The 21356-nt window shown below is 52.9% G+C and carries 25 protein-coding genes; 17 read left to right on the top strand and 8 right to left on the bottom strand.

Going from position 1 to position 21356, the window contains the following annotated elements; genetic code table 11:
* The 11 genes from ML541_RS05830 to ML541_RS05775 all read left to right on the top strand — a co-directional run.
* On the top strand, positions 1-217 hold a 217-nt coding region (locus ML541_RS05830), incomplete at its 5' end, for a hypothetical protein (protein ID WP_243371635.1).
* Between the two features lie 42 nt (positions 218-259).
* The gene (locus ML541_RS05820) at positions 260-1474 is read left to right on the top strand and encodes a hypothetical protein (RefSeq protein ID WP_243371634.1); all 1215 of its coding nucleotides are present in this window, start codon (positions 260-262) and stop codon (positions 1472-1474) included.
* Between the two features lie 54 nt (positions 1475-1528).
* Entirely contained in the window at positions 1529-1870 is a 342-nt protein-coding gene (locus tag ML541_RS05815) for a hypothetical protein (RefSeq protein WP_243371624.1), read from the top strand.
* A 123-nt stretch (positions 1871-1993) separates the two neighbouring features.
* Positions 1994-2389 carry a hypothetical protein gene (locus tag ML541_RS05810; RefSeq protein WP_243371622.1) on the top strand — a complete coding sequence of 132 codons (396 nt, stop codon included), beginning with the start codon at positions 1994-1996 and terminating at the stop codon, positions 2387-2389.
* Between the two features lie 22 nt (positions 2390-2411).
* Positions 2412-2561, top strand: a complete 150-nt coding sequence (locus ML541_RS05805; RefSeq protein ID WP_243371619.1) for a hypothetical protein — start codon at positions 2412-2414, stop codon at positions 2559-2561.
* A gap of 173 nt (positions 2562-2734) precedes the next feature.
* Positions 2735-3922 carry a type I restriction endonuclease gene (locus tag ML541_RS05800; RefSeq protein ID WP_243371616.1) on the top strand — a complete coding sequence of 396 codons (1188 nt, stop codon included), beginning with the start codon at positions 2735-2737 and terminating at the stop codon, positions 3920-3922.
* 44 nt (positions 3923-3966) lie between these two features.
* On the top strand, positions 3967-4602 hold the full coding sequence (locus tag ML541_RS05795; RefSeq protein WP_243371633.1) for a hypothetical protein: 636 nt from the start codon (positions 3967-3969) through the stop codon (positions 4600-4602).
* 517 nt (positions 4603-5119) lie between these two features.
* On the top strand, positions 5120-5371 hold the full coding sequence (locus ML541_RS05790) for a type II toxin-antitoxin system prevent-host-death family antitoxin (protein WP_243371613.1): 252 nt from the start codon (positions 5120-5122) through the stop codon (positions 5369-5371).
* Entirely contained in the window at positions 5368-5625 is a 258-nt protein-coding gene (locus ML541_RS05785; RefSeq protein ID WP_243371610.1) for a type II toxin-antitoxin system RelE/ParE family toxin, read from the top strand. The genes ML541_RS05790 and ML541_RS05785 overlap by 4 nt, the downstream gene beginning before the upstream one ends.
* Positions 5626-5645: 20 nt before the next feature.
* Entirely contained in the window at positions 5646-6308 is a 663-nt protein-coding gene (locus ML541_RS05780) for a zinc ribbon domain-containing protein (protein WP_243371606.1), read from the top strand.
* Positions 6309-6346: 38 nt separating this feature from the next.
* Positions 6347-7027, top strand: a complete 681-nt coding sequence (locus ML541_RS05775) for a CDP-diacylglycerol diphosphatase (RefSeq protein WP_243371603.1) — start codon at positions 6347-6349, stop codon at positions 7025-7027.
* Positions 7028-7056: 29 nt separating this feature from the next.
* On the opposite strand, the gene ML541_RS05770 is transcribed toward ML541_RS05775, so the two are convergent.
* From ML541_RS05770 to ML541_RS05735, 8 genes are all read right to left on the bottom strand, one after another.
* A complete protein-coding gene (locus tag ML541_RS05770) occupies positions 7057-8025 on the bottom strand; it encodes a hypothetical protein (protein ID WP_243371600.1) in 969 nt (322 codons plus the stop codon).
* A 234-nt stretch (positions 8026-8259) separates the two neighbouring features.
* Complete coding sequence (locus ML541_RS05765; protein WP_243371598.1) at positions 8260-8808, bottom strand: Hsp20/alpha crystallin family protein; 549 nt, start codon at positions 8806-8808, stop codon at positions 8260-8262.
* A gap of 140 nt (positions 8809-8948) precedes the next feature.
* On the bottom strand, positions 8949-9461 hold the full coding sequence (locus ML541_RS05760) for a helix-turn-helix domain-containing protein (RefSeq protein ID WP_243371596.1): 513 nt from the start codon (positions 9459-9461) through the stop codon (positions 8949-8951).
* Entirely contained in the window at positions 9454-10404 is a 951-nt protein-coding gene (locus tag ML541_RS05755; protein WP_243371594.1) for a P-loop NTPase, read from the bottom strand. Before ML541_RS05755 ends, ML541_RS05760 begins: the two co-directional genes overlap by 8 nt.
* Before the next feature lie 29 nt (positions 10405-10433).
* Positions 10434-10805, bottom strand: a complete 372-nt coding sequence (locus ML541_RS05750) for a polymer-forming cytoskeletal protein (RefSeq protein WP_243371590.1) — start codon at positions 10803-10805, stop codon at positions 10434-10436.
* Between the two features lie 36 nt (positions 10806-10841).
* Positions 10842-11678: a M23 family metallopeptidase gene (locus tag ML541_RS05745; RefSeq protein WP_243371587.1), complete on the bottom strand. Its 837-nt coding sequence runs from the start codon at positions 11676-11678 to the stop codon at positions 10842-10844.
* Positions 11679-11968: 290 nt separating this feature from the next.
* Positions 11969-13231: a DNA polymerase IV gene (gene dinB / locus ML541_RS05740; RefSeq protein ID WP_243371584.1), complete on the bottom strand. Its 1263-nt coding sequence runs from the start codon at positions 13229-13231 to the stop codon at positions 11969-11971.
* 61 nt (positions 13232-13292) lie between these two features.
* Complete coding sequence (locus ML541_RS05735) at positions 13293-13796, bottom strand: chemotaxis protein CheW (RefSeq protein WP_243371581.1); 504 nt, start codon at positions 13794-13796, stop codon at positions 13293-13295.
* Positions 13797-13965: 169 nt separating this feature from the next.
* On the opposite strand from ML541_RS05735, the gene ML541_RS05730 reads away from it, so the two are divergent.
* The 6 genes from ML541_RS05730 (at position 13966) to ML541_RS18955 (ending at position 21321) form a co-directional block, all read left to right on the top strand.
* Positions 13966-14637, top strand: coding sequence for a heavy metal response regulator transcription factor (locus ML541_RS05730; protein ID WP_243371577.1), 672 nt, complete (start codon positions 13966-13968; stop codon positions 14635-14637).
* Complete coding sequence (locus ML541_RS05725) at positions 14618-16081, top strand: heavy metal sensor histidine kinase (protein WP_243371572.1); 1464 nt, start codon at positions 14618-14620, stop codon at positions 16079-16081. Before ML541_RS05730 ends, ML541_RS05725 begins: the two co-directional genes overlap by 20 nt.
* A 267-nt stretch (positions 16082-16348) precedes the next feature.
* Complete coding sequence (locus ML541_RS05720) at positions 16349-16978, top strand: hypothetical protein (RefSeq protein ID WP_243371571.1); 630 nt, start codon at positions 16349-16351, stop codon at positions 16976-16978.
* A 271-nt stretch (positions 16979-17249) separates the two neighbouring features.
* Positions 17250-18644: a cytochrome C gene (locus ML541_RS05715; protein ID WP_243371570.1), complete on the top strand. Its 1395-nt coding sequence runs from the start codon at positions 17250-17252 to the stop codon at positions 18642-18644.
* A 148-nt stretch (positions 18645-18792) separates the two neighbouring features.
* Positions 18793-19746: a hypothetical protein gene (locus tag ML541_RS05710; protein ID WP_243371568.1), complete on the top strand. Its 954-nt coding sequence runs from the start codon at positions 18793-18795 to the stop codon at positions 19744-19746.
* Between the two features lie 156 nt (positions 19747-19902).
* Positions 19903-21321, top strand: a complete 1419-nt coding sequence (locus tag ML541_RS18955) for a YncE family protein (RefSeq protein ID WP_243371565.1) — start codon at positions 19903-19905, stop codon at positions 21319-21321.
* Positions 21322-21356: the final 35 nt, after the last annotated feature.

Genomic DNA, 21356 nt, shown 5'->3' with positions numbered 1-21356 from the left:
TACGTGCTGCTATAACCTCTGGTGGCCAGTCCATTCTCAGTCTATCCTCTACATACTCGACGAGGGGCTGGTAATTCTGGCGACGATGACTCCGGGCCTTATGTCGGCGCTTCTCTACAACTGGCTGAATCCCGTAGTACCAGTAAACAGCATCAGGGGCATATTTAGGACCGTTACGCTTAATTTCACGGCTAATACTCGTGTGATGCCGCCCTAGTCGGCGGGCTATCTCCCGTAGGCTAAATTTCGCCAAGCGCAAATGGCTGATGACATACCGTTCTTTTTCAGTAAAATGGCTGTAGGACATGGTGGGTTCCTTTCCGTAGTGAGTGTTGGTCGCGCTTCACACACTACCAGAAAACCATCATGTCCTGCTTTTTTATCACGTGGTGCACTTACGAATAGAATCTACCCAATCATCAATAAAAAAATGAACCCGAGCAGGCAGTATCTTGTTGGTAAACAACGGGACTATCAAAGACGACTTAATGGTTTCAAAGCGCGTTGGGTCCAGAATTCCGAGAAGATGACGGTCATAGATTCATGCCAGTCTCATCTCGATGACATTGAGTGCATGCTCAATGTCAAGTGCAAGAAGATATACAAGAAGACTTTTACAATATGGCATTTGTTTCATCGGATCGATGAGTATTTTTTCCTGTTGATGAACGAGGCTGAGTTGAAAGCCAACGGATGGGAGCTTCTGCAAGGGCTAAAAATTTCACCGGTGACTCAGCAGGCAAAGACCGAATGGATCGTCAAACTGCAAGAGATGTTAAAAAAACTGGATGTCCCCAATCCATCCCCGAGAGATGTTTCCGAAGCTGCACAACTCTTTAGTTCAGCGGCCTATATCCATAACGACTGCGTCGACAACCTCTTTTGGGACTATTGGTGTCGTAAGTTCTTTTCCCTCATCTATACAATTGGCCTACTGGCCGCACTGATAATATTTGTTTTCCTTTACTATCACACAAATTTCCTCCTTTGCTCATTTACTGCAGCATTATTGGGTGCAATGGGTGGACTTCTCAGTGGAATAATGACGACACAAATAGAAAGCATTCCCTATGGGCAGTTCTGGGTGAGCATCTTCTATCACTCCATGGTGCGGCCAATCCAGGGAGCTATTGCTGCTGTCATCTTTTTCTGGATGCTTCAAAGCCAGTATATGATCAAGATCGACCCGCCATTATCACCAGGTAAAGTGGTTTTCACAGGATCATCGACGTGCCGGATTGAGATGCCGGCTGTTATGTCGCCTCGTTCAGGGCCTGCAGTCTTCCGTAATATGTCGAATCCAAAGCAAGATCCCCTGCTTGTCCTTAAAGCAGCTCCAGGAATGCAGCTCTATCTCTATATGCTGGTGCTGCTAATAGCCGGTTTCTCCGGTGATAAGGTGCTGCGCTATGTCTCGGATAAGGTGTCTGGACGGCTATTCGCCGAGGCGGAAAAGACGAAGGAAGCGAAGTGACCACGACTGCAGTCACTGTTATACAATAAAATCTGATCTATCAAAGGGGGGGCAATGTTTAAGGCAATCATTATCACAGGGTTATGTTTATTTATACTATCAGGATGCGCAGGAGTCTACCAAGGCCGTCCTTATAAGCCTAAATATCAAGATAAGATAGTAAATGCACTTGTAGATAAGTACTCTGAATCTAATGCAATATTTGTAAATAACAGCACAGTGACTGTTCAACAACGTAATCAAATTTTGGATGAACTCATTTACCTCACTGATGTCAACTATTATAATTTTGAGGCCGGACTTTATGGGGGAAGAGCTACCTTTGACACAACAACTGATTTGGCAATACTCGGTCTGGGAGCTGCTGGAGGGTTGATCACCCACAGTGCCACGTAGGCGATAGTCTCTGCAATTTCTGGTGGCATTGGTGGTGCACGGGTTTCAATCAATAAAAACTACTTTCAAGATTCATCAACACAGGCTTTGATTGCCAAAATGCAATCGTCAAGGAAGGCTAAGTTGGAGATAATACGCCAGGCAATGTCATTGGAGGTAAGGGATTATTCTTTGCCGCACGGTCTTAGTGATATTGTGGACTATTACAATGCGGGCACTATTGTGGGGGCGCTGCAAAATATTATTGCCGATGCCGGAGCCGACAAAAGATCTGCTGATGATAATCTTAAAAAATTGATTGAAGGTAAATACAGCAGGACTGTTTCTGGGGACAGCCTACGTAGTTTCATAAAACCGGATGGTAAGACGATCGACAAGGCAAATGAACAAAGGCTTCTTCAGTGGATGAAGGACAATGGCTTTGACACCAGCCCTGGGGCCATCCCTATGTTTTTGAGGAATAAAACACTTGAGGAGGCGCGCGTAAAGGCCATGCAGGATCTTAAGCTGAACGAATAAAGAGATATCAAAGGAGGGTGCAATGACCACGAAAAGAGTTTTGACTGATGTTCCAGGGAATGATGTTGACCAACTGGTACAAGATTTTATCGACGATGGTTGTACTGCCAGCAAAGAAAAGCAGAGTAATGGTTTGTGGACTGTTACGGCTATCTGTCCTGATAATCGCTGAGGATGTTGCTGTTGTTACTCCTACATCAGCTATTTAAAAGCACCTCTATCGCTGCAGGTTAAAGATTGGCCTGTGTTTGCACTCGCCTGCGGCGGGCACAGATGCGGTGTGGCAGTAGTCACCTTAATCGCTATGACTGGAAACAGTACAGAAACATTGTAAAGGGAGGCAGTATGCCGGATTTCAAAGAACGATTGATGCGTCATTCAGAGCACGTGAAGAACGTAGGCTCCCATTGCCAGAGTGAAGAAACAACCAAGCAGGCCCTGATTCTTCCCTTCCTCAACCTCCTCGATTTCAATCCATTCGATCCACTCAAAGTGAAAGCTGAATACTGCGCGGACTTGCCGGGGATAAAGAATAACGAGCGGGTTGATTATGCGCTGTTCTCGGAGAACGACCCGGTGATGTTCATCGAGGCGAAGCCTTATACGGAGAAACTCACTAACCATACAGGCCAGATCGCCCGCTATTTCAATGCGACCCCTGGCGTTACCATTTCGGCGCTCACCAATGGCCGTGAATGGCGTTTCTATACAGACCTCAAAAACAAAAACATCATGGATGATGCGCCATTCCTAACTTTTGATCTCACCAAAATGTCAGAAGCAGATGCCGAACAGCTGGCTCATTTCCGGTACGGCAACTTCCATCCTGACAGCCTTCGATCTTTTGCAAAGGACCAGGTATATATCGACAAATTCAAAGAAGTGATTGAACTGCTTCTGAGGGAGCCCGATGCCGATTTTGTCCGACTTGTTGCAACTCGCGCCAACATCGGAGCGAAACCAAGCGGCAGGTTTATAGAAACTGTGAGCCCTTTGGTGAAGCAGGCTGTTGCCGATGCCATCAGCAAAATGGTAGTGACCGGCCTTTCCTCACCACCGCCTCCTGCCTCTGCAACCGTAGAACTAGCGACTGCTCCGCCTGTTGACCCCGATGCGGACATGATTGATCCTGCAAATCCCAAAATTGTTACCACTGCCGCGGAGAGGAAGGTGCTTTCCATCGTGCAGATGATCCTTGAGGGTCAGGTGCTCTCGGACGAGATCGTCGGCAAGGATACGGAGAGTTATTACGCTGTCCTGTACCAAGGAAAAACCAATCGCTGGATTGTTCGCTACACCGGAGACCGGCAGAAGCCTTTTGTTAATTTCATTGTTCCCTTGACGGACCAGCATAAGGCGCTGATCGAGCGGGCGGGGCTGGAGGTTGGGGCCAGTAACAGTGTGGTTCTGAATAGGCCTGAGAACCTGATGAAACTGTCGGGGATTATCTTTGATGCATTGTCGTTTTGTCAGGATGATAGCAACTTTAAACGGAAGGGGCAGGAGGTTGAGGGGCAGTTTGCGGCTGTCTAATTCAAAGATTGCGCTGATCTTCAGCCGAGGAGGATACTGTGATCATGAAACCAATAGCTATGAAAAGCTTTGCTGACTTTGTAGCAGGGACCGAAGCTACAAGAATGCGCGTGCTAAGGCAGTACAAGTATCCAAGTGAAGAGGGACTTGCAATGTCCAGGTACTATCACCCTGCGAAATCAACTATCATCGAATTTAATAGAGACAATAGAGACATCGATTGGGCCTTAGATCAAGCAGCGGAACTTGAAAAAAAGGCTCTGACACCAAGTAAGTCATTACGGAATAAACTAGTCTTGAATTCAAAAGCAATTAGGAACTATGTTCAATACTTTGGCGACCAGCACTTTAATATCTTAAAAGACGAGAAGTTTCCATTTTCTTTGAACGAAGTAAAAATTAATGTGACGCCTGACATTCACACGACTCATAAAGAACAAGACTGGTATATCAAACTTTATTTCGGCGCTAAGAGGCCAAAGTATGAGTTCGTAAGAGCAATATTAAATTGTATGGCTTATGGAGTATCCGTTAATAGAGGTAAAATAGCAGGAGAATCAATTGTTTTTGTTGATGTAGTCCGGGGCAACATCAGCCTTGGGGTTAAGTTGACTGATGAGATAATAGAAGAACTTGCTCAACATTGTGCAGATATATCCGACCTATGGCAAGCTCTTTAGGGATTAAAGAGGCGACCGGTGTTTTATGAATAGAAAGATTAAAGTCAGCCTGTTTTAAAATAGAGGCTCCATTACACTGGTGCTACTTTAGGGACTATGATACAGCAGCGATTTGCACGTTAACGCTGAGTATTTTGCTGCATTAGCCATTCAGTTGGAACAAGTTTCACACCAGCCCGTCATTTCTCGAAAGATGCACATTTGCAGTATCACTCCACACATCACGAGGTGCATGGTTAAAGGACAATAATCTACAAACCTCCATTGGCATTTCCGACAACATCAGCCATCACCCTAAAAAATGAGGGATACTATCTCTTTATTCCGCTAGCCGAGGAAACAAAATCTGACATCTGGGCTAATCCGTCTGGCTCCTTACCGAAATCACCGACTAGGTCATAGACCTTTCCATGTAGTAGGACCAAAAGACAATCCCTGCTTTGCTGCCAAATATAAACCGTAAATCCGTTGACCATATCATGTCCTTAACGTACAATTCGTACAGATGGAGGTCGTTATGACGAAGATATCGACAGCAGAGGCTCGCAACGGTTTTGCCGAGGTCATAAATCGTGCATCTTTCGGTAAGGAGCGCTTTGTTCTGACCAGAAGAGGGAAACAACTGGTGGCGATTGTGCCGGTTGAGGACCTGGAACTGCTTGAAGAGCTGGAAGACCGGATGGATATCGAAGCGGCAAAGGCAGCTTTGGCTGAGTCAGACGAGCGGATTTCCTATGAGGATCTGCGTCGTGAGCTGGGACTTAAATGACTTACCGGGTTGAGTTGACTCGTGCTGCTGTCCGGGATTTATCGGCTGTTCCCAAACCGATCCTGAAACGTGTGGATGCCTGTATCCTTGGCCTAGCCGACGATCCATTGCCACCGGGAGTAAAGAAACTCAAAAACAGCGACGGACTGTATCGCGTGCGGGTGATCGATTATCGCATCGTTTACCGTGTTGAACAGGAAATAGTGACCGTTCTCATTGTCAGGATAGGCCACCGACGAGAAGTGTATCGGTGAGGGAAATAGAGAGGCCAATCATGCAATGCCCCTACTGCAAAGAAGAAATCCTCGACGGCGCCATCAAGTGCAAGCATTGCGGCTCCATGCTTGGTCCTCCGCCTCGGCCGGGCGGGCAGGGGGTCTTCGGTGCGCTGTTCGAGACGGTGGTGCGGATCTGGAAGGGGAACCTGGCCGACCTGGTGCTGCTGACACTGATCTTCATGCTGGTGGTCTGGATACCCATCGCCAACATCGGCTTCATCGCCGGCTATGTCCGCTCTATTATCAAGGTCTCGCGAGGGGAAGGGACGGCTCAGGTGGGGGACATCTTCAATGCCTGGGACTGCTTTCCCAATCTCTTCCTCTACGTCCTCATCAACCTCATCATCGTTTTGGTCCTGCATGGTGTTCCCTTTTTCGGCAGCATTGCCTCCATTGCCGTAGGCTTCGTCGTTTTCCCCGGCGCATTTCTCATCATCGACCGGGGAGTTGGCATCACCGAGGCCTACAAATGGAGCTTCGAGACCATTCAGACAGACTTCGCCGGCTGGCTGGCGGCCTACTTGGTGGGGAATGTGATATTCTTCGCCGGCGCCGCGGTCCTCTTTATCGGCATCATCTTTACAGCTCCCCTCGGGCAACTAATCTTCATCCAGCAGTACGACCGGGTAAAGTCCGGCACCCCCACCATCATAATCTGAGCCGTGGTAGCGGCTGCGCGGAAGGAACAGGAAACATCATGCAGATTCATCCCATCCCCACCGGACGTAAATATCTCATGGCAGCGCTTTTGCCCGCCGTTTTGTTTCTTTCGGCGGTGCCGTGCCTCAGTGCCGACAGAAATATCCTCTGGAATACCATCTCCACCTGTATCGACACCAGCGACAAGGATTACTGCTCCAAATGCAGTACCCCCCGCGTGGAGGTGGATTGTAATACCTGCCGGAATCTGACGGAGGTATGGGCCGAATCGAAGGAGTTCGCGGCGATCCGCGATCGGAAGATGTGCGACTGTCCGCCAGGCTTTGTCCATGGTCTGGTGATTCCCCGCAGCCGGGTGACGGGGGTGGAGGATCCCCTGCGCCCCGACGGCATCTGGCAATTCGCCTGGGATTCGGCTGTGAAGAAACTGCCCGAGGGGGAGATCGCCCTGGTGGTGAATCCGAAGAAGGACCGTAGCCAGGATCAGCTCCATGTGCACATCGTCAGGGTGCGCAGGGAGACTCTGCCATCGGACCCGGCGAGAATGTCACTTGTTCATTCTCTGGACCGGGTTTGGTATGAAGCCGCGCGCAAAGCGGCGGAGCTGGAGTGGAAGGATTACGGCGTGCTGGTGACCAGGAAGGCAGGGGAGGGCTACCTGGTGGTAGTGGACGAGGGCAGCCCTGAGGACCGGTTTACCCTGGCGCGGTGCAGGTAAACCGGTCCATTTTTCCTGGCGTACGATTGTTATCGTGTCCGGCCTCCGGTTGCTCTGCCGCCGCCGGAGGGCATCGGCGCCATGCCACCCCCCGATGGCATCCTTGACATGCCCCCCATGCCGGCGGGGCCTCTCATCCCTCCCCCGCTGGGAGCCCTGAACGATCTGCCGGTAAACGGTGCGGGTCCGGGCCTGTTGAATATCCTTCGCTCGCCTCTGGGAACGCCGGTGGGAATGAAGTTGCGTGTTCCACTTCGCACGCCGATGCCGGCGAAGGTCCGCCCGTTAAACCGTGCTCCAGGATCGACCCTGAAAACCCGATGGCGTCTCACGTCATTGAAATGATTCGAGATGAAGTGCACCCGGTTGTGCACCCTGAACGGCCGGTGGAAATCGTGCAGGACGAAGAATCCGGGGAAACCGAAGCCGAAGCTGAAGAACGGGTAGGGGACCCAGCTGTAGAGGTAGAAATAATCGGGGGGAGGGGCATAATAGGTGACAATCGGCGGCCCCTCGTTTTCATAATAGTTGTTGATGACGGTGGAGTCCGGATACTCCCGTGCCGTCTCGGGGATCTTCTCCCCCTTATCCCTTGCCGTGTAAGGTTTTACCTTGAGTCCCGCCTCCTGTTTGGTCTGCTCGAATGCCTTCAATGCCTCTTCCTTGTCCATCTCCAGGTTCCCTGCATCGGCTGCTTTTCTCACCGACTGGTGCAGTTCGCCGACGATATCCGGCGTGACCGGATAGTCCGCTATCCAGCCATTGCGTGGGGCGATACCTGCATCTCCCAGGCTGGTCTCCGCTTCCACCTCGTCGTCCGTATCGACTATGTCCAGGCTTGCAGCAAGCCTGAGGGCGAAGTCACCTTCCCGGACCAACTGTTGTCCTACCGGCGGGGTGGCTGACTGCTCCGTTGCCGTTTGTGCTTGAATCCACCCGGGGAACCACAACGAAAGGGCAAGAACAACCGGCAGAATCTTGAACAATGATCGTTTCATGCTCGCTCCTTGTCCAGTGATAGCGGTCACATACGATAAAAGTGTACCCTAATACACCTCCATTAACCAGTGGCACCAGGGGAAAGATTGCGATTGAATCTTCTCTTAGAAGACGGCCATTTGACTTTTTTGGGAGGGATGGGCCGCCCAGTAGGCCCTGGGAAAATCCTCTGATAGAAAAAGGGGGAAAGCCTTTCGGCCTTCCCCCTTTTTCCTCAGCAGCTGCAAGCCCTACTACTCCAGCTTTATCTGCCGGGCAGAGGTTTTCGTCTCGGTTTTCGGCACCCGGATTTCGAGCACTCCGTCTTTGAAGCTGGCTTTGATCTGCTCGGAATCTATCCCTTCAGGAAGGGCGATTCTCCGGCTGAATGAGCCGTGGGTCCGCTCCACTCTCAGGTAGTCCTTGCGTTCCACCTTTTCCTCTGATTTCCGTTCTCCCTCGATGATCAGGTTGTTGTCCATGATGGTCACCTTGACATCCTCCCTGCTCATGCCGGGCAGGTCAGATTTGACCACCAGCTCATTCCCCGACTCGAAAATATCACAGGTCGGTGTGAATGTTCCGAAACTGCCGAGTTCTTCGAACATGTGTCTGAACGGCACCATGTTGAACCCGAAAAATGGACGATGAATCGTTTCGTCGAACATCCGCTCCATTTCATGCAGGGTCGACAGGATATTCCGTTCGATGGTGGTCGGCTTGGTTTCATAAGTACCGGACGAGACAGGTTTTTTTTCAAGTTCCCTGGTTGCGGGTTTCATTTCTTCTGTCTGCCGCCTCATGACCAGACACCTCCTTCTTTGGACTTTTTACTCCTCTTGTTCAAATAATACTTGGAGTAAAATTGAAAGTCAACATCAAAAAAAGGCCCTGATTATTCAGGTGTTAAAGAGAAACATGCCTTGATTTTAAAACAGGACTGTCAATCGTCCAGACCCGAAGCAACTCGCCGCAGGTAGAACTCGGAAAGCTGAAAGGCGTTGACAAGGCCCAAACTGCGGGCAAATTCATAGACAAAGCCTCGCAGATAGACCGGAGGGGGGAGGTGGTCGATTCGTTCCGATTCGATATCATCCAGCCTCATTGTGCTTATTTTGGTTCGGTCCGCCAGTTGTCTTATGGAAAGTCCTGCCTGGTTCCGCGCCCAACGGAGATATTCCCCGGGTGCCATCTCGGGATCCGGCATGGGTGCGGATGGAGAATGATCGGAGTTAGTGTGTTCCCCTTCATCCCCATGCAGGTGCATGAAGGAGAGAATGCGCTGGTAAGCCGATTCTACCTGTTCCAGGCGGCTCTCCCTGTCCGATTCACTGGCCAGTGAGTAAATGGCCAACGAACCCCGGGAATAAAGTTCTTTGCGCCGCTGGTAAGCACGTTTGACTTCAGAACGTTCCGCACCTGGAGCCAGGCCGAGAATTTCATACGATTCATCCATGTTGCGCCTCCCTATCGCGGTTAATGAGCCGCATGGCGATTCCTTCTATTACGGTAGAAAACTGGCAGGCAGGCTGGGTCGCCTGCAGAGGTTTTCTGTCCAAAATCGAGGAAACAACCCGGTCGTCGCTGCGGAGCCCTCCCAGATACTCCAGTTTCACGCCATAGAAGTCGTGGCAGGCATAGGCAATCTGGTCGCCAAGATGCATGTCTTCCTCGCGGCGGACCTGGTTGACAATGAGCTTGGGGCGTACACCGGCCATCATGCTGCCGATGGCTGATCCGGCATCAGGATGCTCATGGCAGAGATAACGCAGCAATTCCCGCGGGGAATGGAGGCCGTTGGCGTTTTTATCGGCAAGGGCTTTTTTTGCCAGTTCGGTCACTTCGGCCTTTGCCACAGCCTGCATGAAACGGCGATGGAGGGCTGCATTGAGAAAATGGTAGGCATTCTCGATGGAGGTGGGTGTTGGGGCAACGACCATGATCGGGTCATGGGCGGCATTGAAGAAATCTATGACATTGAATGATGACCCGGCGCTAAGGTCAATGAGGATGATATCTGCATCGATGGCAAATAGCTGGCGCAGCAGTTTGAGCTTCTGTGCGTGCTTGGGGTTGGCCATGTCCAGCAGTGCCTGCGCCCCGCTTACGAGATGAAGATTTGCAATGCCGGTGGGGATGAGAATGTCGTTGAGAGATGCGGATTCATGGTTGAAGATGCTGGCAAGACCTTTCTTGGCGGATACCCCCAGCATGGTGTGCAGATTGGCGCCTCCCAAGTCTGCATCCACCAGCACACAGCGGAGACCCAGCCGTGCCACGGCCACACCCAGATTGGTGGCGACTACGGACTTTCCGACTCCCCCCTTGCCGCCACCCACAGCCCAGACCCTGGGAACTTGGGGGGGGATTGGCTGTCCCGGCGAAGGATCTTCTGTCATCTCCACTCCGTTCAATTTATCGGTATCGTCTACTGGAGTACTTCCACCGGCTTATATTCTAAGTTATGGTTTTTCTGCATCATGGAATGACCCTCGAAAATGGCTCCTTCGGCGATGGACAGTCTGGCAGTCATGATATCGCCGTTTATTTCTCCACGGGGCAGAATTTCGACACATTCGCTGGAACGGACATTGCCGTTCAGTTTTCCCCCTGCGATAAAGGTCTTGGCGGTAACATCGCCGACAATCGAGCCGGAATCGCCGATAATGACGCAGTCTGCGGCAATGTCCCCCTCAAGTCTGCCATCGATCCTTACCGTTCCCTTTGACGCGATTTCTCCCTTGATGACGGTTTCGGCGCCGATAACTACTTCGAGTTTCGAGTGCTTCTTGCTGAACATGGTGCTGCTCCTTTCGTGATGGAAGGGTTGCCGGCGTCAGTCGCGGCCCTTGATGAAGGGGAGTGGATCGATGCTCTGGCCGTATTTCCAGATTTCGTAGTGGACATGGGGGCCAGTGGAGGCACCGGTGGAGCCGGCATAGGCAACCACATCCCCCCGTTTCACCGTCTGCCCGGCCTGGGCGAGGTTTTTGGAATTGTGGGCGTAGATGGTGCTGTAGCCCAGACCATGCTCGAGGACAGTGATGTTGCCGTTGTTGGCGGCCCTGCCGGCGAAGCTGACGACACCATCAGCGGTGGCATGGAGGGGGGTGCCGGTGGGGACCGATATATCCACCCCCGAATGGAACTTCCTGATGCCGTAGAGGGGGTGTTCACGATTGCCGAAAAGGGAGCTGATCCGCCCCGCCGCGGGCCACCCCTGTGGTGTGGCCAGGTCCGTGGCCCGTTCCTTTCTCAGATAGGACTTGATTTCCTTGACCGTATCCATGGACTTGGCAACCTGGCTTTTCAGTTCATCGATGTCTATGGAGCCGCTCTCGGCAGTATCCAGGTTCTGGAGGATCTTGCTGCGGGAGCCGAGGGAGACCAGCTGCTTGAGCTGGGCTTCCGATTCTTTGAGGGAGGTCATGGTCGAGCGCATCTGCGAGACCTCATCGGAGATTCCCGCATAGCGCTTTTTCAACTGGTGGTAATTGACCGCTTCAATGGTCAGGGAAACGGTGACGATGCCGCCGACGACGGACAGGCAGCAGAACAGCAGCGCCAGAATGAACGGTATCCTGATGCTGCGGGAAGAGCCCCTGGAATGGGGAACGATCATGATGGTAAGTGGGACATGAATCTTCTTGATGAATGTGCTGAACCTGTACATTTGCATGGACCCCCTGATGTGCAAGCACCATACCCAGTGCCGGGGCAGATGGCGACAGTGCGGCATCAGGATGTGAGTTCAGCGGGTTTACATTGGTAATTACCCGGGCAAGGACCCGAATGTCGGATTAAGCGGGGAGGTGGGGGGCGGAATCCCTGACGGATGGCGACTGTATGCACCGCAATGGAGCTCAGGGACTTATTTTGGGAATGGGTCGAATCTGGATTTGTCGGTCAGCTGTCGCAAAAAATATGACACTTTTTGTCGCTGCCTTATGAAAAAAATTCCGTTTATTCCACGTCCACTTTTCTGATCCCTTCGGGGCGCCAGGCCGGGGAAATGACGAAGGACCCCTTTTTTGCATCATCGGCGAGCAGGGTGCCGAAGGTGACCGAAAATTCACCAAAACGGCTATTGACCTCGTCCATAGCCTTGGCCAGATGGGCTTTCTTCCGTTCCCCCTCGAAAAGGGAAAGCTGTTCGTCCTGGTGGCGCAGGTTGGAAAGCTTTACCCCCAGAAGGCGTACCGGCTGGGCCAGTTGGACGCTGTCCAAAAGCGTCACCGCCCCATGGTAAATATCCGCACTCAGATTGGTATAACGGGGCAGGGTCAATTGGCGGGAAAAGTTGGTATAGAAATCGGCATAGCGCACCGAGAGACAGACGGTTTTGCCGGTGACGCCATAGCGCCGCATCCTTCTGCCGACCATTTCGGCAAGCTGAAGGAGATAGCGGAGTATCTCCTCCCTCTTCTCCAGATCATGCTCCAGGGTCATGCTATGCCCCACCGACTTGACCTGATCGGACTCATCCGTTGGGACTACGGGCGAATCGTCCATTCCCAGCCCCATGCGGTGCAGCGCCTCACCTACGATGCCGAATTTCTGCCTGAGCAGTTTTACCGGAAAGCGCCCCAAGTCACCACAGGTGCGGATGCCGAGCATGGTCAGGGCTTTTTCTGTTTTCTTGCCGATGCCGCACATATCCCTGATGGGGGTCCGGTCCATGACAGGGGCGACCTGATCCAGGGGGATAAACGTCAACCCGTCCGGTTTCTGCATGTCCGAGGCAAGCTTGGCCAAAAGCTTGTTAGGTGCGATGCCGATTGAGCAGGTGAGACCGAACCGCTCCCTGATGCGGGCTTTGAGTTGATGGGCAATGTTTTCGGGGGTGCCGAAGAGGGTGAGCGACCCGGAAATGTCCAGGAAGGCTTCATCAACGGAAAATGTTTCCACCAGCGGCGTAAAGTCGTGCATGAGCTGCATGATCAGCGAGGAGATGTGGGTGTATTCCCTGTTTCGGCCCACCACCAGGATCAGGTCGGGACAGCAACGCTTCGCTTCCCAGAGGGCCATGCCGGTCTTGACGCCGAAAGCCCGGGCCTCGTAGGAGCAGGTGGTGACTATGGTTCTTTTCGAGGAACCGACCACTGCCACCGGCTTCCCCCGGAGGTTCGGGTCGCGCTGCTGCTCCACGGAGGCGAAAAAGGCGTTCATGTCCACATGCATGATGATGCGGCCGCCGAAGGGATTTTCTTTTTGCTGCCCGTCCATGGTCAACCTCTATCATGGTTTCCCATGGAGAGTCAAACCATACGGTACCGCTGCCGGAAGGTCACATCGCCGCCATCAGCTCGTTATGCTCGTCTTCGGCAAAGAGCAGGTTCAGGTCGAGAAGGATCAGCAGACGATTGTTATGGTCGTGGATGCCGGTGATGCAATCCTGCATGCCGTCCTGGTGGGCGACGTCTGGGGCGGGCTGGATCGAGCTCTTCTGGATGCGGATGACCTCGGCTACCGAATCGACGATGAAGCCGGTGAGATTGCCCCCCTTCAGCTCCATCACCAGGATGCGGGAATTCCGGTCATGATCGTGGTCATCCAGGTTGAACCGCTTGCGTAGCGAGATGACTGGAATGACTGTGCCCCTCAGGTTGATGACCCCTTCCACGAAGTGTGGCGCATTGGGCATTTTCGTCAATTCGGGCATGCGGATGATTTCCCGGACGCTCAGCACCTCCACGCCGTATTCTTCCCGCTCCAGGGCAAAGGTTACCATCTGGACGATTTCATTCTTCTTTTGTTCTGCTGCTGGAGAAAAGGGGACAATATCCGACATCTGACCCTCCGCTTTGTCTGAAAAAAAGTAATAGCTGTTGGGTCCTTTATCGGCCTATGCATGTGCAACTTTAGGGCAAACTGATGGGGCATCCTGCAACGAGGTAGAGAACTTGCTTTATCAAAAGCATGTGGATAGACTAAAGCTAAATTAAAAATGGGGATAGACAATGCGCATTCTCGTCATAGAAGACGAACCGAAAACAGCGGGTTTTATCAGGAAAGGACTGCGTGAGAGTGGTTATACCGCCGATATGGCTCACGACGGTGCCGAAGGACTGGAACTTGCCCTGACCAAGGAATATGACATCATCATCCTGGATGTGATGCTCCCGGGGCTTGACGGCTGGCAGGTCATCAGCAGGATCCGCAAACTGAAAAAAGATACTCCGGTTATATTTCTGACTGCACGGGATGCGGTCCAGGACCGGATAAAAGGGCTTGAACTGGGGGCGGATGATTACCTGGTAAAGCCTTTTGCCTTTTCCGAACTGCTCGTCCGGATCCGGACAATTCTGCGCAGGGGGCCGGTAAAAACCCAGGAACTGATAACGATCGGCGACCTGGAGATCGATCTCATGGGACACCGTGTAACCCGAGGCGGCAAAAGGCTTGACCTGACGCCGAAGGAGTTTGCCCTGCTGTCCCTTCTCGCCCGGCGAAGCGGAGAGGTCCTGACGCGGATGCGCATTGCCGAGCGTATCTGGGACATGGATTTCGACAGCGATACCAACGTGGTCGATGTGCATATGCGCCGTCTCCGTGCCAAGGTTGACGATCCCTTCGAAAAAAAGCTCATCCACACGGTACGCGGAGTCGGGTATGTCCTTGAAGAACGATGAACCTTCCAGTGCTGTATGCAGCGGCAGCCATTCCCGATCTTGGTCTCTCTCGCGAAGGCTGATGCTGCATTATGCATTCTCGACCTTCGTAATCCTTAACCTTTCGGCGGCTCTTCTTTTCTGGGGTCTGGTGAATATCGCCGAACGGGAGAGCAGCAAGTTCCTTCAGGACGAAATCAACACCATCAAGCTCCTCAGCTCAAGGGAGTCTTACCAGCAAGGTCTAGCGCGGAAACTGGAGGTCGGGTACGCTGCCCGGGAGTCGATGAAGGTGTATGGGCGGATCCTTGACGGACAGGGGAAAGTTTTGCTGCAGACCTACGGCATGAATGAAAATGTCCCGGTAGCAGTATTCCCGCCACTTGCCCTTTCCGACTATACGCAAACGCAAAAGTGGGAAAACGGCAAAGGACAGGTATACCTTCTCCGCTCCGTCCGCCTCGAATCGGACCCCGGGCAGGGGGAGCGGATGCTGCAGATTGCCCTTAATATTACCTATATGGAGCAGGTATTGGGACATTTCCGCACGGTTCTGCTGCTGGTCATCTGTGTCGGCACGTTTGTCTCTCTTGCCCTGGCGGTCCTTACCGTGAGACGTGGGCTTTATCCGCTCACGGAGCTGGCCCAGCGAACCACATCCATCACTGCTTACAACCTGAATGAACGGGTAACGTTGGGGCACTGGCCGGCAGAGGTTAAGGATCTTGCCATTGCCATTGACACAATGCTTGACCGGCTGCAGGATTCCTTTTGCCGTTTGTCCAGCTATGTATCCAACCTGGCCCACGAACTCCGTACCCCTGTCAACGTGCTCATGGGGGAGGCCGAGGTCGCCTTGACCAAGGCCAGGTCCGCTGATGACTATCGGCATGTGCTCGAATCGAACCTGGAGGAATACGAGCGGCTTGCCAGGATCATCGACAGCCTGCTCTTCATCGCCCGTTCCGACGTGCAGGAACCGGATCTGTCCCTGGAAGAGATAGACGTCTGCCGGGAAGTAGGGGAGATCATCGAATATTACCTCCCTTTGGCCGAGGACAAGGGGATAGCAATCTCCTGCCATGAAAACGCCATCCTCTATGCCGATCGGACCCTTTTCCGCCGCGCCGTCAGCAACCTGGTTTCCAACGCCCTCAACTATACGGATGCGGGCGGCACCATTACGGTTTCCGCGCGACGGGAGGCTGGCCGCACTGTAGATGTTACGGTCAGCGATACCGGTTGCGGCATCCCCAAGGCAGATCTTCCCAATATCACCGACCGGTTCTACCGGGTCGATTCAGCTCGCCACAGGAACAAAGAGGGGACCGGCCTCGGCCTTGCCATCGTCAAGTCGATCATGGACATGCACGGTGGTTCCATCAAGGTTGCAAGCGAAGTTGGCAAGGGAACATCCATTACCCTCGTTTTTCCCCGTTCCGACATTACGAATCTGTCATCCTGATGTCAGCGTACTGAAAGGTCTTTTTCGTCAAATACGCTGTCCCACCTGTCTGTTCACCATCCTGATCCATAAACACCGCGAGCCCTGCCCTGTGCAGGGCTTTTTTTTGTGGAAAAATATCCTGTCTAATCGGTGAGTTAGATTCCATGTGGCTGGTTGTGAAAAAAGACCGGCATCCCTTGTGCTCTTATAAAGACAAGAATGCTTGATTATGGACGTGAAAATGTTAAGGCAGGGTAATGTGTGATGAGACATTCCGATCTTGCCATGGAAAAAGACGGCAACCTGCTGGTCCTGGTCACCAGCGACACGACGCAGGAATTTACCCTGACCCGTTGCACGGCCAAGGGTGAGCCATCGGCACTCATTAGTGTCAGCAATCTGCCGCAGGATTTCACCCGCGATTTCTGCCCGACCAGCCTGTGGTGGGAGAATGGGTGCATAGGTCTCGTTGATAGGGAAAACGGCAAGGTCGCGGTTATTGACGGCAGTGGTGTATTTCTGCGCCGGAAATCATTGCCGGCACCTGCCGGAACGGCAGTTGAACGGGTTAAAGCTTCCCGCCCGAGGCAGTATTTCAGGTCTTTATCCCTTCTGCTTCAGCATGTTGCCAAAGGGCTTGTGAAGGTTACGAAATCGTCATCTTTACGTAATGGAAACGACTCCGCAAAAACGCCTTTTTCTCGGAATGGATTGTTGCTTGACGGAGTGGGGCAATGCGGTGAACAAACCAGATTAACATGGTTTAGTAATCTGCCACCGAAAGACAATGAAAAAGGTAAGGAAATGGACGTATTACGTTTCTCGCTCGCCGAGGATCACCAGCTGGGCATGGTTGATGCCTTTACAGAGGGTATAAATGATCCGCTTTTTTGCAAAATGATTAAAAACAGATAACCAGGTCCCGATTCGATAGGGCGTGTAGTAGCGTCACTGGAATCGATGAGACCCAGAGCTCCAGGAGGGTGGCTTTCCTTGTCTTTGTTGTGAGACGGAAAGGTGGCTCTGAACTAAATAAAAGGGGGTGAGGACAATGTAGCCGCACGGAAGGGTTTCATGTCACAGGTAAGTAGGTACAAATGTAAGGAAGTAAGAAGTATGGGCTAACGCCCTGCAAAACCGTACTCAACGAATCTAAACGAAAACGAATTCAGGAGATTATTAACAAATGAAATCATCCAAGATTTTGTTAGCAACAGCGCTGCTCACGTTCGCTGCAGCCGGCAATGCCCTTGCCTTCCATGAAGGTGGTGTTGCCTACTGTGACGGCTGCCACACCATGCACAACTCTTCTGGCAACAAAGCCATGTCCGGTGGCCGTAACACCGGCCTGACCGGCTGGAACGCCGCCGGCAAAGCTTCCACCACCCAGTTCCAGGGCAATGCCTTCCTCCTCCAGGGCTCCGACGACAGCTCCACCTGCCTCAACTGCCATGCTGCCAACGACGCTGCACCGACCGGCTATCATGTCATGACCTTTCCCGCTCCTGCTGTGAACGCAGCTGCTCCTGTTGAGCGTACTCCTGGCGGTGACTTCGCCTGGTTGACCCAGACCTTCCCGAAAGCCGGCTATGCTGCCCAGAGTATCGGCGAGCGTCATGGTCATAACGTTGTTGCCCAGGATTATGGTCTGCTTGCCGACGCTACCCTGACTGTCGCTCCTGGTGGTCAGTACGATGCAAAATCCCTTTCCTGCGCCAGCTGCCACGATCCCCACAGCCGTGCCCGTATAGTTGATACGAACGGTACCATTGCCTATGCCAAGCCTGGCCAGAAAGTACTGCCCATTGGTAACTCCGGTTCCTATGGTGCACAGCCTGATGCCAACGAGGCTGTCGGTGTTTACCGTCTCCTCGGTGGTGCCAACTACTCCCAGATGTCCTACAGCAACCCGCTTCCTTTCAATGCTGATCCTCCGGTTGCCGTAGCTCCTTCTACCTACAACCGTTCTGAGGCTACTACCGATACCCGCGTTGCCTATGGTCAGGGTATGTCCGAATGGTGCTCCAACTGCCACAGGGCTATCCACAACAACAACACCAACGCCAGCAATACTGCCCTTATCCACCCCGCTGGTAACGGTGCCAAGCTGACCGCCGCCGCCAACGACCTGGCCGGCAATGCTACCGGTACCACCATCGCCAACCTCTACAATGCTTATAAAACCTCTGGTGACCTGACCGGCAGCCAGACAACTTCCTACACCTCCCTGGTTCCCTATGAGGAAGGCACCGGCGTTATCGCTACCCTGGCAGGCCATGCCGACAACACCGGCACCCAGACCGCTGGTCCTACCACCGGTTCTGAGAACGTCATGTGCCTCTCCTGCCACCGCGCTCATGCTTCCGGCTTCAACAGCATGACCCGTTGGAACAACAACAGCGAATTCCTCACCGTCGGTGGTGCATATCCTGACTATGCTGCTGCCGCAGGTACCGATGCACTGAAGAACTCCAACGGTATGAACCAGGCAATCTACCAGGCCGCCATGTATGACCGTCCGGCTACCCAGTTTGCCTATGACCAGCGTTCGCTCTGCAACAAGTGCCACGCTAAAGACTAATTGCATCAATTGTTATTGCGCCGGGGGCAATGCCCCCGGCTTTTTTGAAGTGGGGGGGATGACTGTCGGAAGTCTCCCCCTTTTCCTGTGTGGGAAGCCAGTCCTACGATCAAGACACATAAGGTCGAGAATGAAAAGACATAGAAGAATGAAATTTCCTTTTCAGCACAAGCTTTCGTCGGTAGCGGTCACGGTAATGCTTTCCGTGCTGCTTCTCTCGGGAATCGCAGAAGCCAAACTCGATTACCTGTACAACCTTTCCAATTTCAACGGCGCCATTGCCTCAAGCTGGGTCAATTTCGGCATCGACAGGCAGCAGAAGGAAATCTACGTCATCAATCCTGCGGATCAGTCGGTCGATGTCTTTAATAATACGGGTCTTGTCGTCCATTCATTCGGAGATGAGGGGCAATATGGCTCGATCAGGGGTCTTGCCCTGGATGAGAGCGGCTCCATCTATCTTCTTTCCAATTCCATCAACCAATACAAGGTCTTCATCGCCGATTTCCGTGGCGAACTCAATGGGGTGCTCAAACTGGAAGGGCTGTCTCCCCTTTTTACTGAAGATTTCCGCCCCGATCGCATCTTCTGTCAAAAGGGGCACCTGTACCTGGTGGATACTCAACGCTTTAAATTACTCGTGACCGATCTCCGCGGCCATTTTGAAGACGGCTTCGAATTCGCCTCCATCATCGGCGTCAATGCAAAGAAACGGAGCGACTACGACATCCGCGGTTTAACCATGGATGAGGACGGAACGATGATCTTCACCATTCCGGTGCAGTCGCTGGTTTACCTGATTACACCGGACAAGAAGCTTAACACCTTCGGCAGGCGGGGAAGCAGTCCGGGCAAATTCAACGTGGTGGGGGGGGTTGCCGTTGACGACAAGGGGTTTCTCTACGTGGCTGACACCCTGCGCTGCGTCATCATGGTCTTCAACCGCAACGACGATTTCAAGTTCCTCGGCGAATACGGATACCGGGGGTTCGATCCGGGTAATCTGATCGCTCCAATGGAGATTGCCGTTGCCGGTGACCTCCTCTACGTGTCCCAGAGTGCAAGCAGGGGGGTTAGTGTTTACCGGATTTCCCGCGATTGACATGGTTTGAAAACGGCGAGAGGTGTCCGCCGGCACATCCTTATCCGGCAGAGATTCATAGAATTGGAGTGTAGAAATCTCCGATCCGCTACCAATCGGGGCTTTAACCGTCACAACGGCGGTCAGCCTGATCGGTGCAGGCTTAAAGAGGATGCAGTGAACCATACTCCTTTCAAAATATTTTTGGTCGTGCTTGTTGCAAGCCTCTTTCTCGGGGGCTGCGAAGCACAGAAACCCTTTATCAAGCCTTCCCTCGATGGGGAGGGAGAGGTCTTCCTCTATGTTCGTCCATTGCCCCACGAAGCGCGGCAGCTGAAATTCACCATTTCCAAGATCCTGGCGGTAAAGGATGACGGCAGCGAATACCCCCTTAACCTTGCCTTCAAGGATTTTTCCAATGACTCGGTAGGCCGCCAACGCTTTCTTGCCTCGGGGGTGCTTCCTCCAGGTGAATATGCGGGCCTTGCCATAGGGGTCGGCGGTGCGACTCTCCAGGATGAGGAGGGGGATGAACGGCTTCTCGTACCCGAAAAGCCGGCCCGTATCGACTGCAGGTTCACCATCACTCAAAAGAAGGCCACCTTTCAGTCTCTTACCTTCAACTACGACCAGTCGGTCACGACAGGTTACAGCTTCAATCCAGTTTTTACGGTGACGCCGGCAGGAAAGCCGGTCACCGGACTGACCGGCTACGTCAGTAATTCCGGTTCCAACACACTGACGGTCTTCGACAAGCAATACCTGGAAGTCGTCGGTGTCATCGCCACCGGTGCAGAACCCAAGGGGCTGGCCATAGACCAGTTGCGGCGCCGTGCCTATGTGGCCCTTTCCGGTGATGACGCGGTGGAGGTGCTTGACGTAACCCTTGGCGAAATAACGAACCGCATCAGGCTCAAACCGGGAGATGCTCCCGAGGAGCTTGCCCTGACTCCTGACGGAAAACTCCTGCTGGCGGTGAATAGCGGCTCGGATACGGTCAGCTTCATAGACCCGGTGTCCAATCTGGAAACGGGCAGGGTCAAGGTGGGCAACAAGCCCACATCGATTCTCCTCGACCCTGCGGGCACCAGGGCCTATGTTTTCAACATCCTTTCCCAGACGATGTCGGTCATTGATCTCCCATCACGAACCGAGGCAGCTGCGGTACCCTCCGAGCCCGGACTGACCCGTGGCCAGTTCAGCCGGAACGGGGACATTCTCTACACAGTGCACGACATGAGCCCGTTCGTCAGGGTGCTGAGCCCATTCCCATCCCTGGCGCTGCACCAGCGCTACCGCATCGGCATGGGGACCAGCAGTATCAAGCTCGATACCATGACCAATCTTATTTACATGGGTAAGCAATTGGGGTCGGAGATAGAGGTTTTCGAGCCTTCCACGTTCATATCCCTCGGCACCATCGCCACCTCCGGCAGCGCCGCTTACATGACCATAGACGGCGAGCAGAACAACCTCTATGTGCTCAGTGGCGACAGGAAGATGGTTGAAGTAATCAATCTGGTGACAAAGGATGTGGTCGGTCGTTTCGACGTCGATGAGGCCCCGTTCCGGGTATCCCTCATGGGGGAGAGATAGGTAAGTGTTTCGCCTTGGAAAGGGAAGCGGATCCG

Origin of the sequence: Geotalea sp. SG265 (assembly GCF_022808985.1) — a bacterium.
GTDB lineage: Bacteria > Desulfobacterota > Desulfuromonadia > Geobacterales > Geobacteraceae > Geotalea.
The sequence above is the reverse complement of the archived record's forward strand: the minus strand, read 5'-3'. Positions and strand labels throughout refer to the sequence as shown.

Excerpts from the sequence above, each read along its gene's own strand:
- ML541_RS05820 (WP_243371634.1), top strand. The coding sequence starts at position 260 with ATGGCTGATGACATACCGTTCTTTTTCAGTAAAATGGCTGTAGGACAT.
- ML541_RS05815 (WP_243371624.1), top strand. The coding sequence starts at position 1,529 with ATGTTTAAGGCAATCATTATCACAGGGTTATGTTTATTTATACTATCA.
- ML541_RS05805 (WP_243371619.1), top strand. The coding sequence starts at position 2,412 with ATGACCACGAAAAGAGTTTTGACTGATGTTCCAGGGAATGATGTTGAC.
- ML541_RS05800 (WP_243371616.1), top strand. The coding sequence starts at position 2,735 with ATGCCGGATTTCAAAGAACGATTGATGCGTCATTCAGAGCACGTGAAG.
- ML541_RS05795 (WP_243371633.1), top strand. The coding sequence starts at position 3,967 with ATGAAACCAATAGCTATGAAAAGCTTTGCTGACTTTGTAGCAGGGACC.
- ML541_RS05790 (WP_243371613.1), top strand. The coding sequence starts at position 5,120 with ATGACGAAGATATCGACAGCAGAGGCTCGCAACGGTTTTGCCGAGGTC.
- ML541_RS05785 (WP_243371610.1), top strand. The coding sequence starts at position 5,368 with ATGACTTACCGGGTTGAGTTGACTCGTGCTGCTGTCCGGGATTTATCG.
- ML541_RS05780 (WP_243371606.1), top strand. The coding sequence starts at position 5,646 with ATGCAATGCCCCTACTGCAAAGAAGAAATCCTCGACGGCGCCATCAAG.
- ML541_RS05775 (WP_243371603.1), top strand. The coding sequence starts at position 6,347 with ATGCAGATTCATCCCATCCCCACCGGACGTAAATATCTCATGGCAGCG.
- ML541_RS05770 (WP_243371600.1), bottom strand. The coding sequence starts at position 8,025 with ATGAAACGATCATTGTTCAAGATTCTGCCGGTTGTTCTTGCCCTTTCG.
- ML541_RS05765 (WP_243371598.1), bottom strand. The coding sequence starts at position 8,808 with ATGAGGCGGCAGACAGAAGAAATGAAACCCGCAACCAGGGAACTTGAA.
- ML541_RS05760 (WP_243371596.1), bottom strand. The coding sequence starts at position 9,461 with ATGGATGAATCGTATGAAATTCTCGGCCTGGCTCCAGGTGCGGAACGT.
- ML541_RS05755 (WP_243371594.1), bottom strand. The coding sequence starts at position 10,404 with ATGACAGAAGATCCTTCGCCGGGACAGCCAATCCCCCCCCAAGTTCCC.
- ML541_RS05750 (WP_243371590.1), bottom strand. The coding sequence starts at position 10,805 with ATGTTCAGCAAGAAGCACTCGAAACTCGAAGTAGTTATCGGCGCCGAA.
- ML541_RS05745 (WP_243371587.1), bottom strand. The coding sequence starts at position 11,678 with ATGTACAGGTTCAGCACATTCATCAAGAAGATTCATGTCCCACTTACC.
- dinB (WP_243371584.1), bottom strand. The coding sequence starts at position 13,231 with ATGGACGGGCAGCAAAAAGAAAATCCCTTCGGCGGCCGCATCATCATG.
- ML541_RS05735 (WP_243371581.1), bottom strand. The coding sequence starts at position 13,796 with ATGTCGGATATTGTCCCCTTTTCTCCAGCAGCAGAACAAAAGAAGAAT.
- ML541_RS05730 (WP_243371577.1), top strand. The coding sequence starts at position 13,966 with ATGCGCATTCTCGTCATAGAAGACGAACCGAAAACAGCGGGTTTTATC.
- ML541_RS05725 (WP_243371572.1), top strand. The coding sequence starts at position 14,618 with ATGTCCTTGAAGAACGATGAACCTTCCAGTGCTGTATGCAGCGGCAGC.
- ML541_RS05720 (WP_243371571.1), top strand. The coding sequence starts at position 16,349 with ATGGAAAAAGACGGCAACCTGCTGGTCCTGGTCACCAGCGACACGACG.
- ML541_RS05715 (WP_243371570.1), top strand. The coding sequence starts at position 17,250 with ATGAAATCATCCAAGATTTTGTTAGCAACAGCGCTGCTCACGTTCGCT.
- ML541_RS05710 (WP_243371568.1), top strand. The coding sequence starts at position 18,793 with ATGAAATTTCCTTTTCAGCACAAGCTTTCGTCGGTAGCGGTCACGGTA.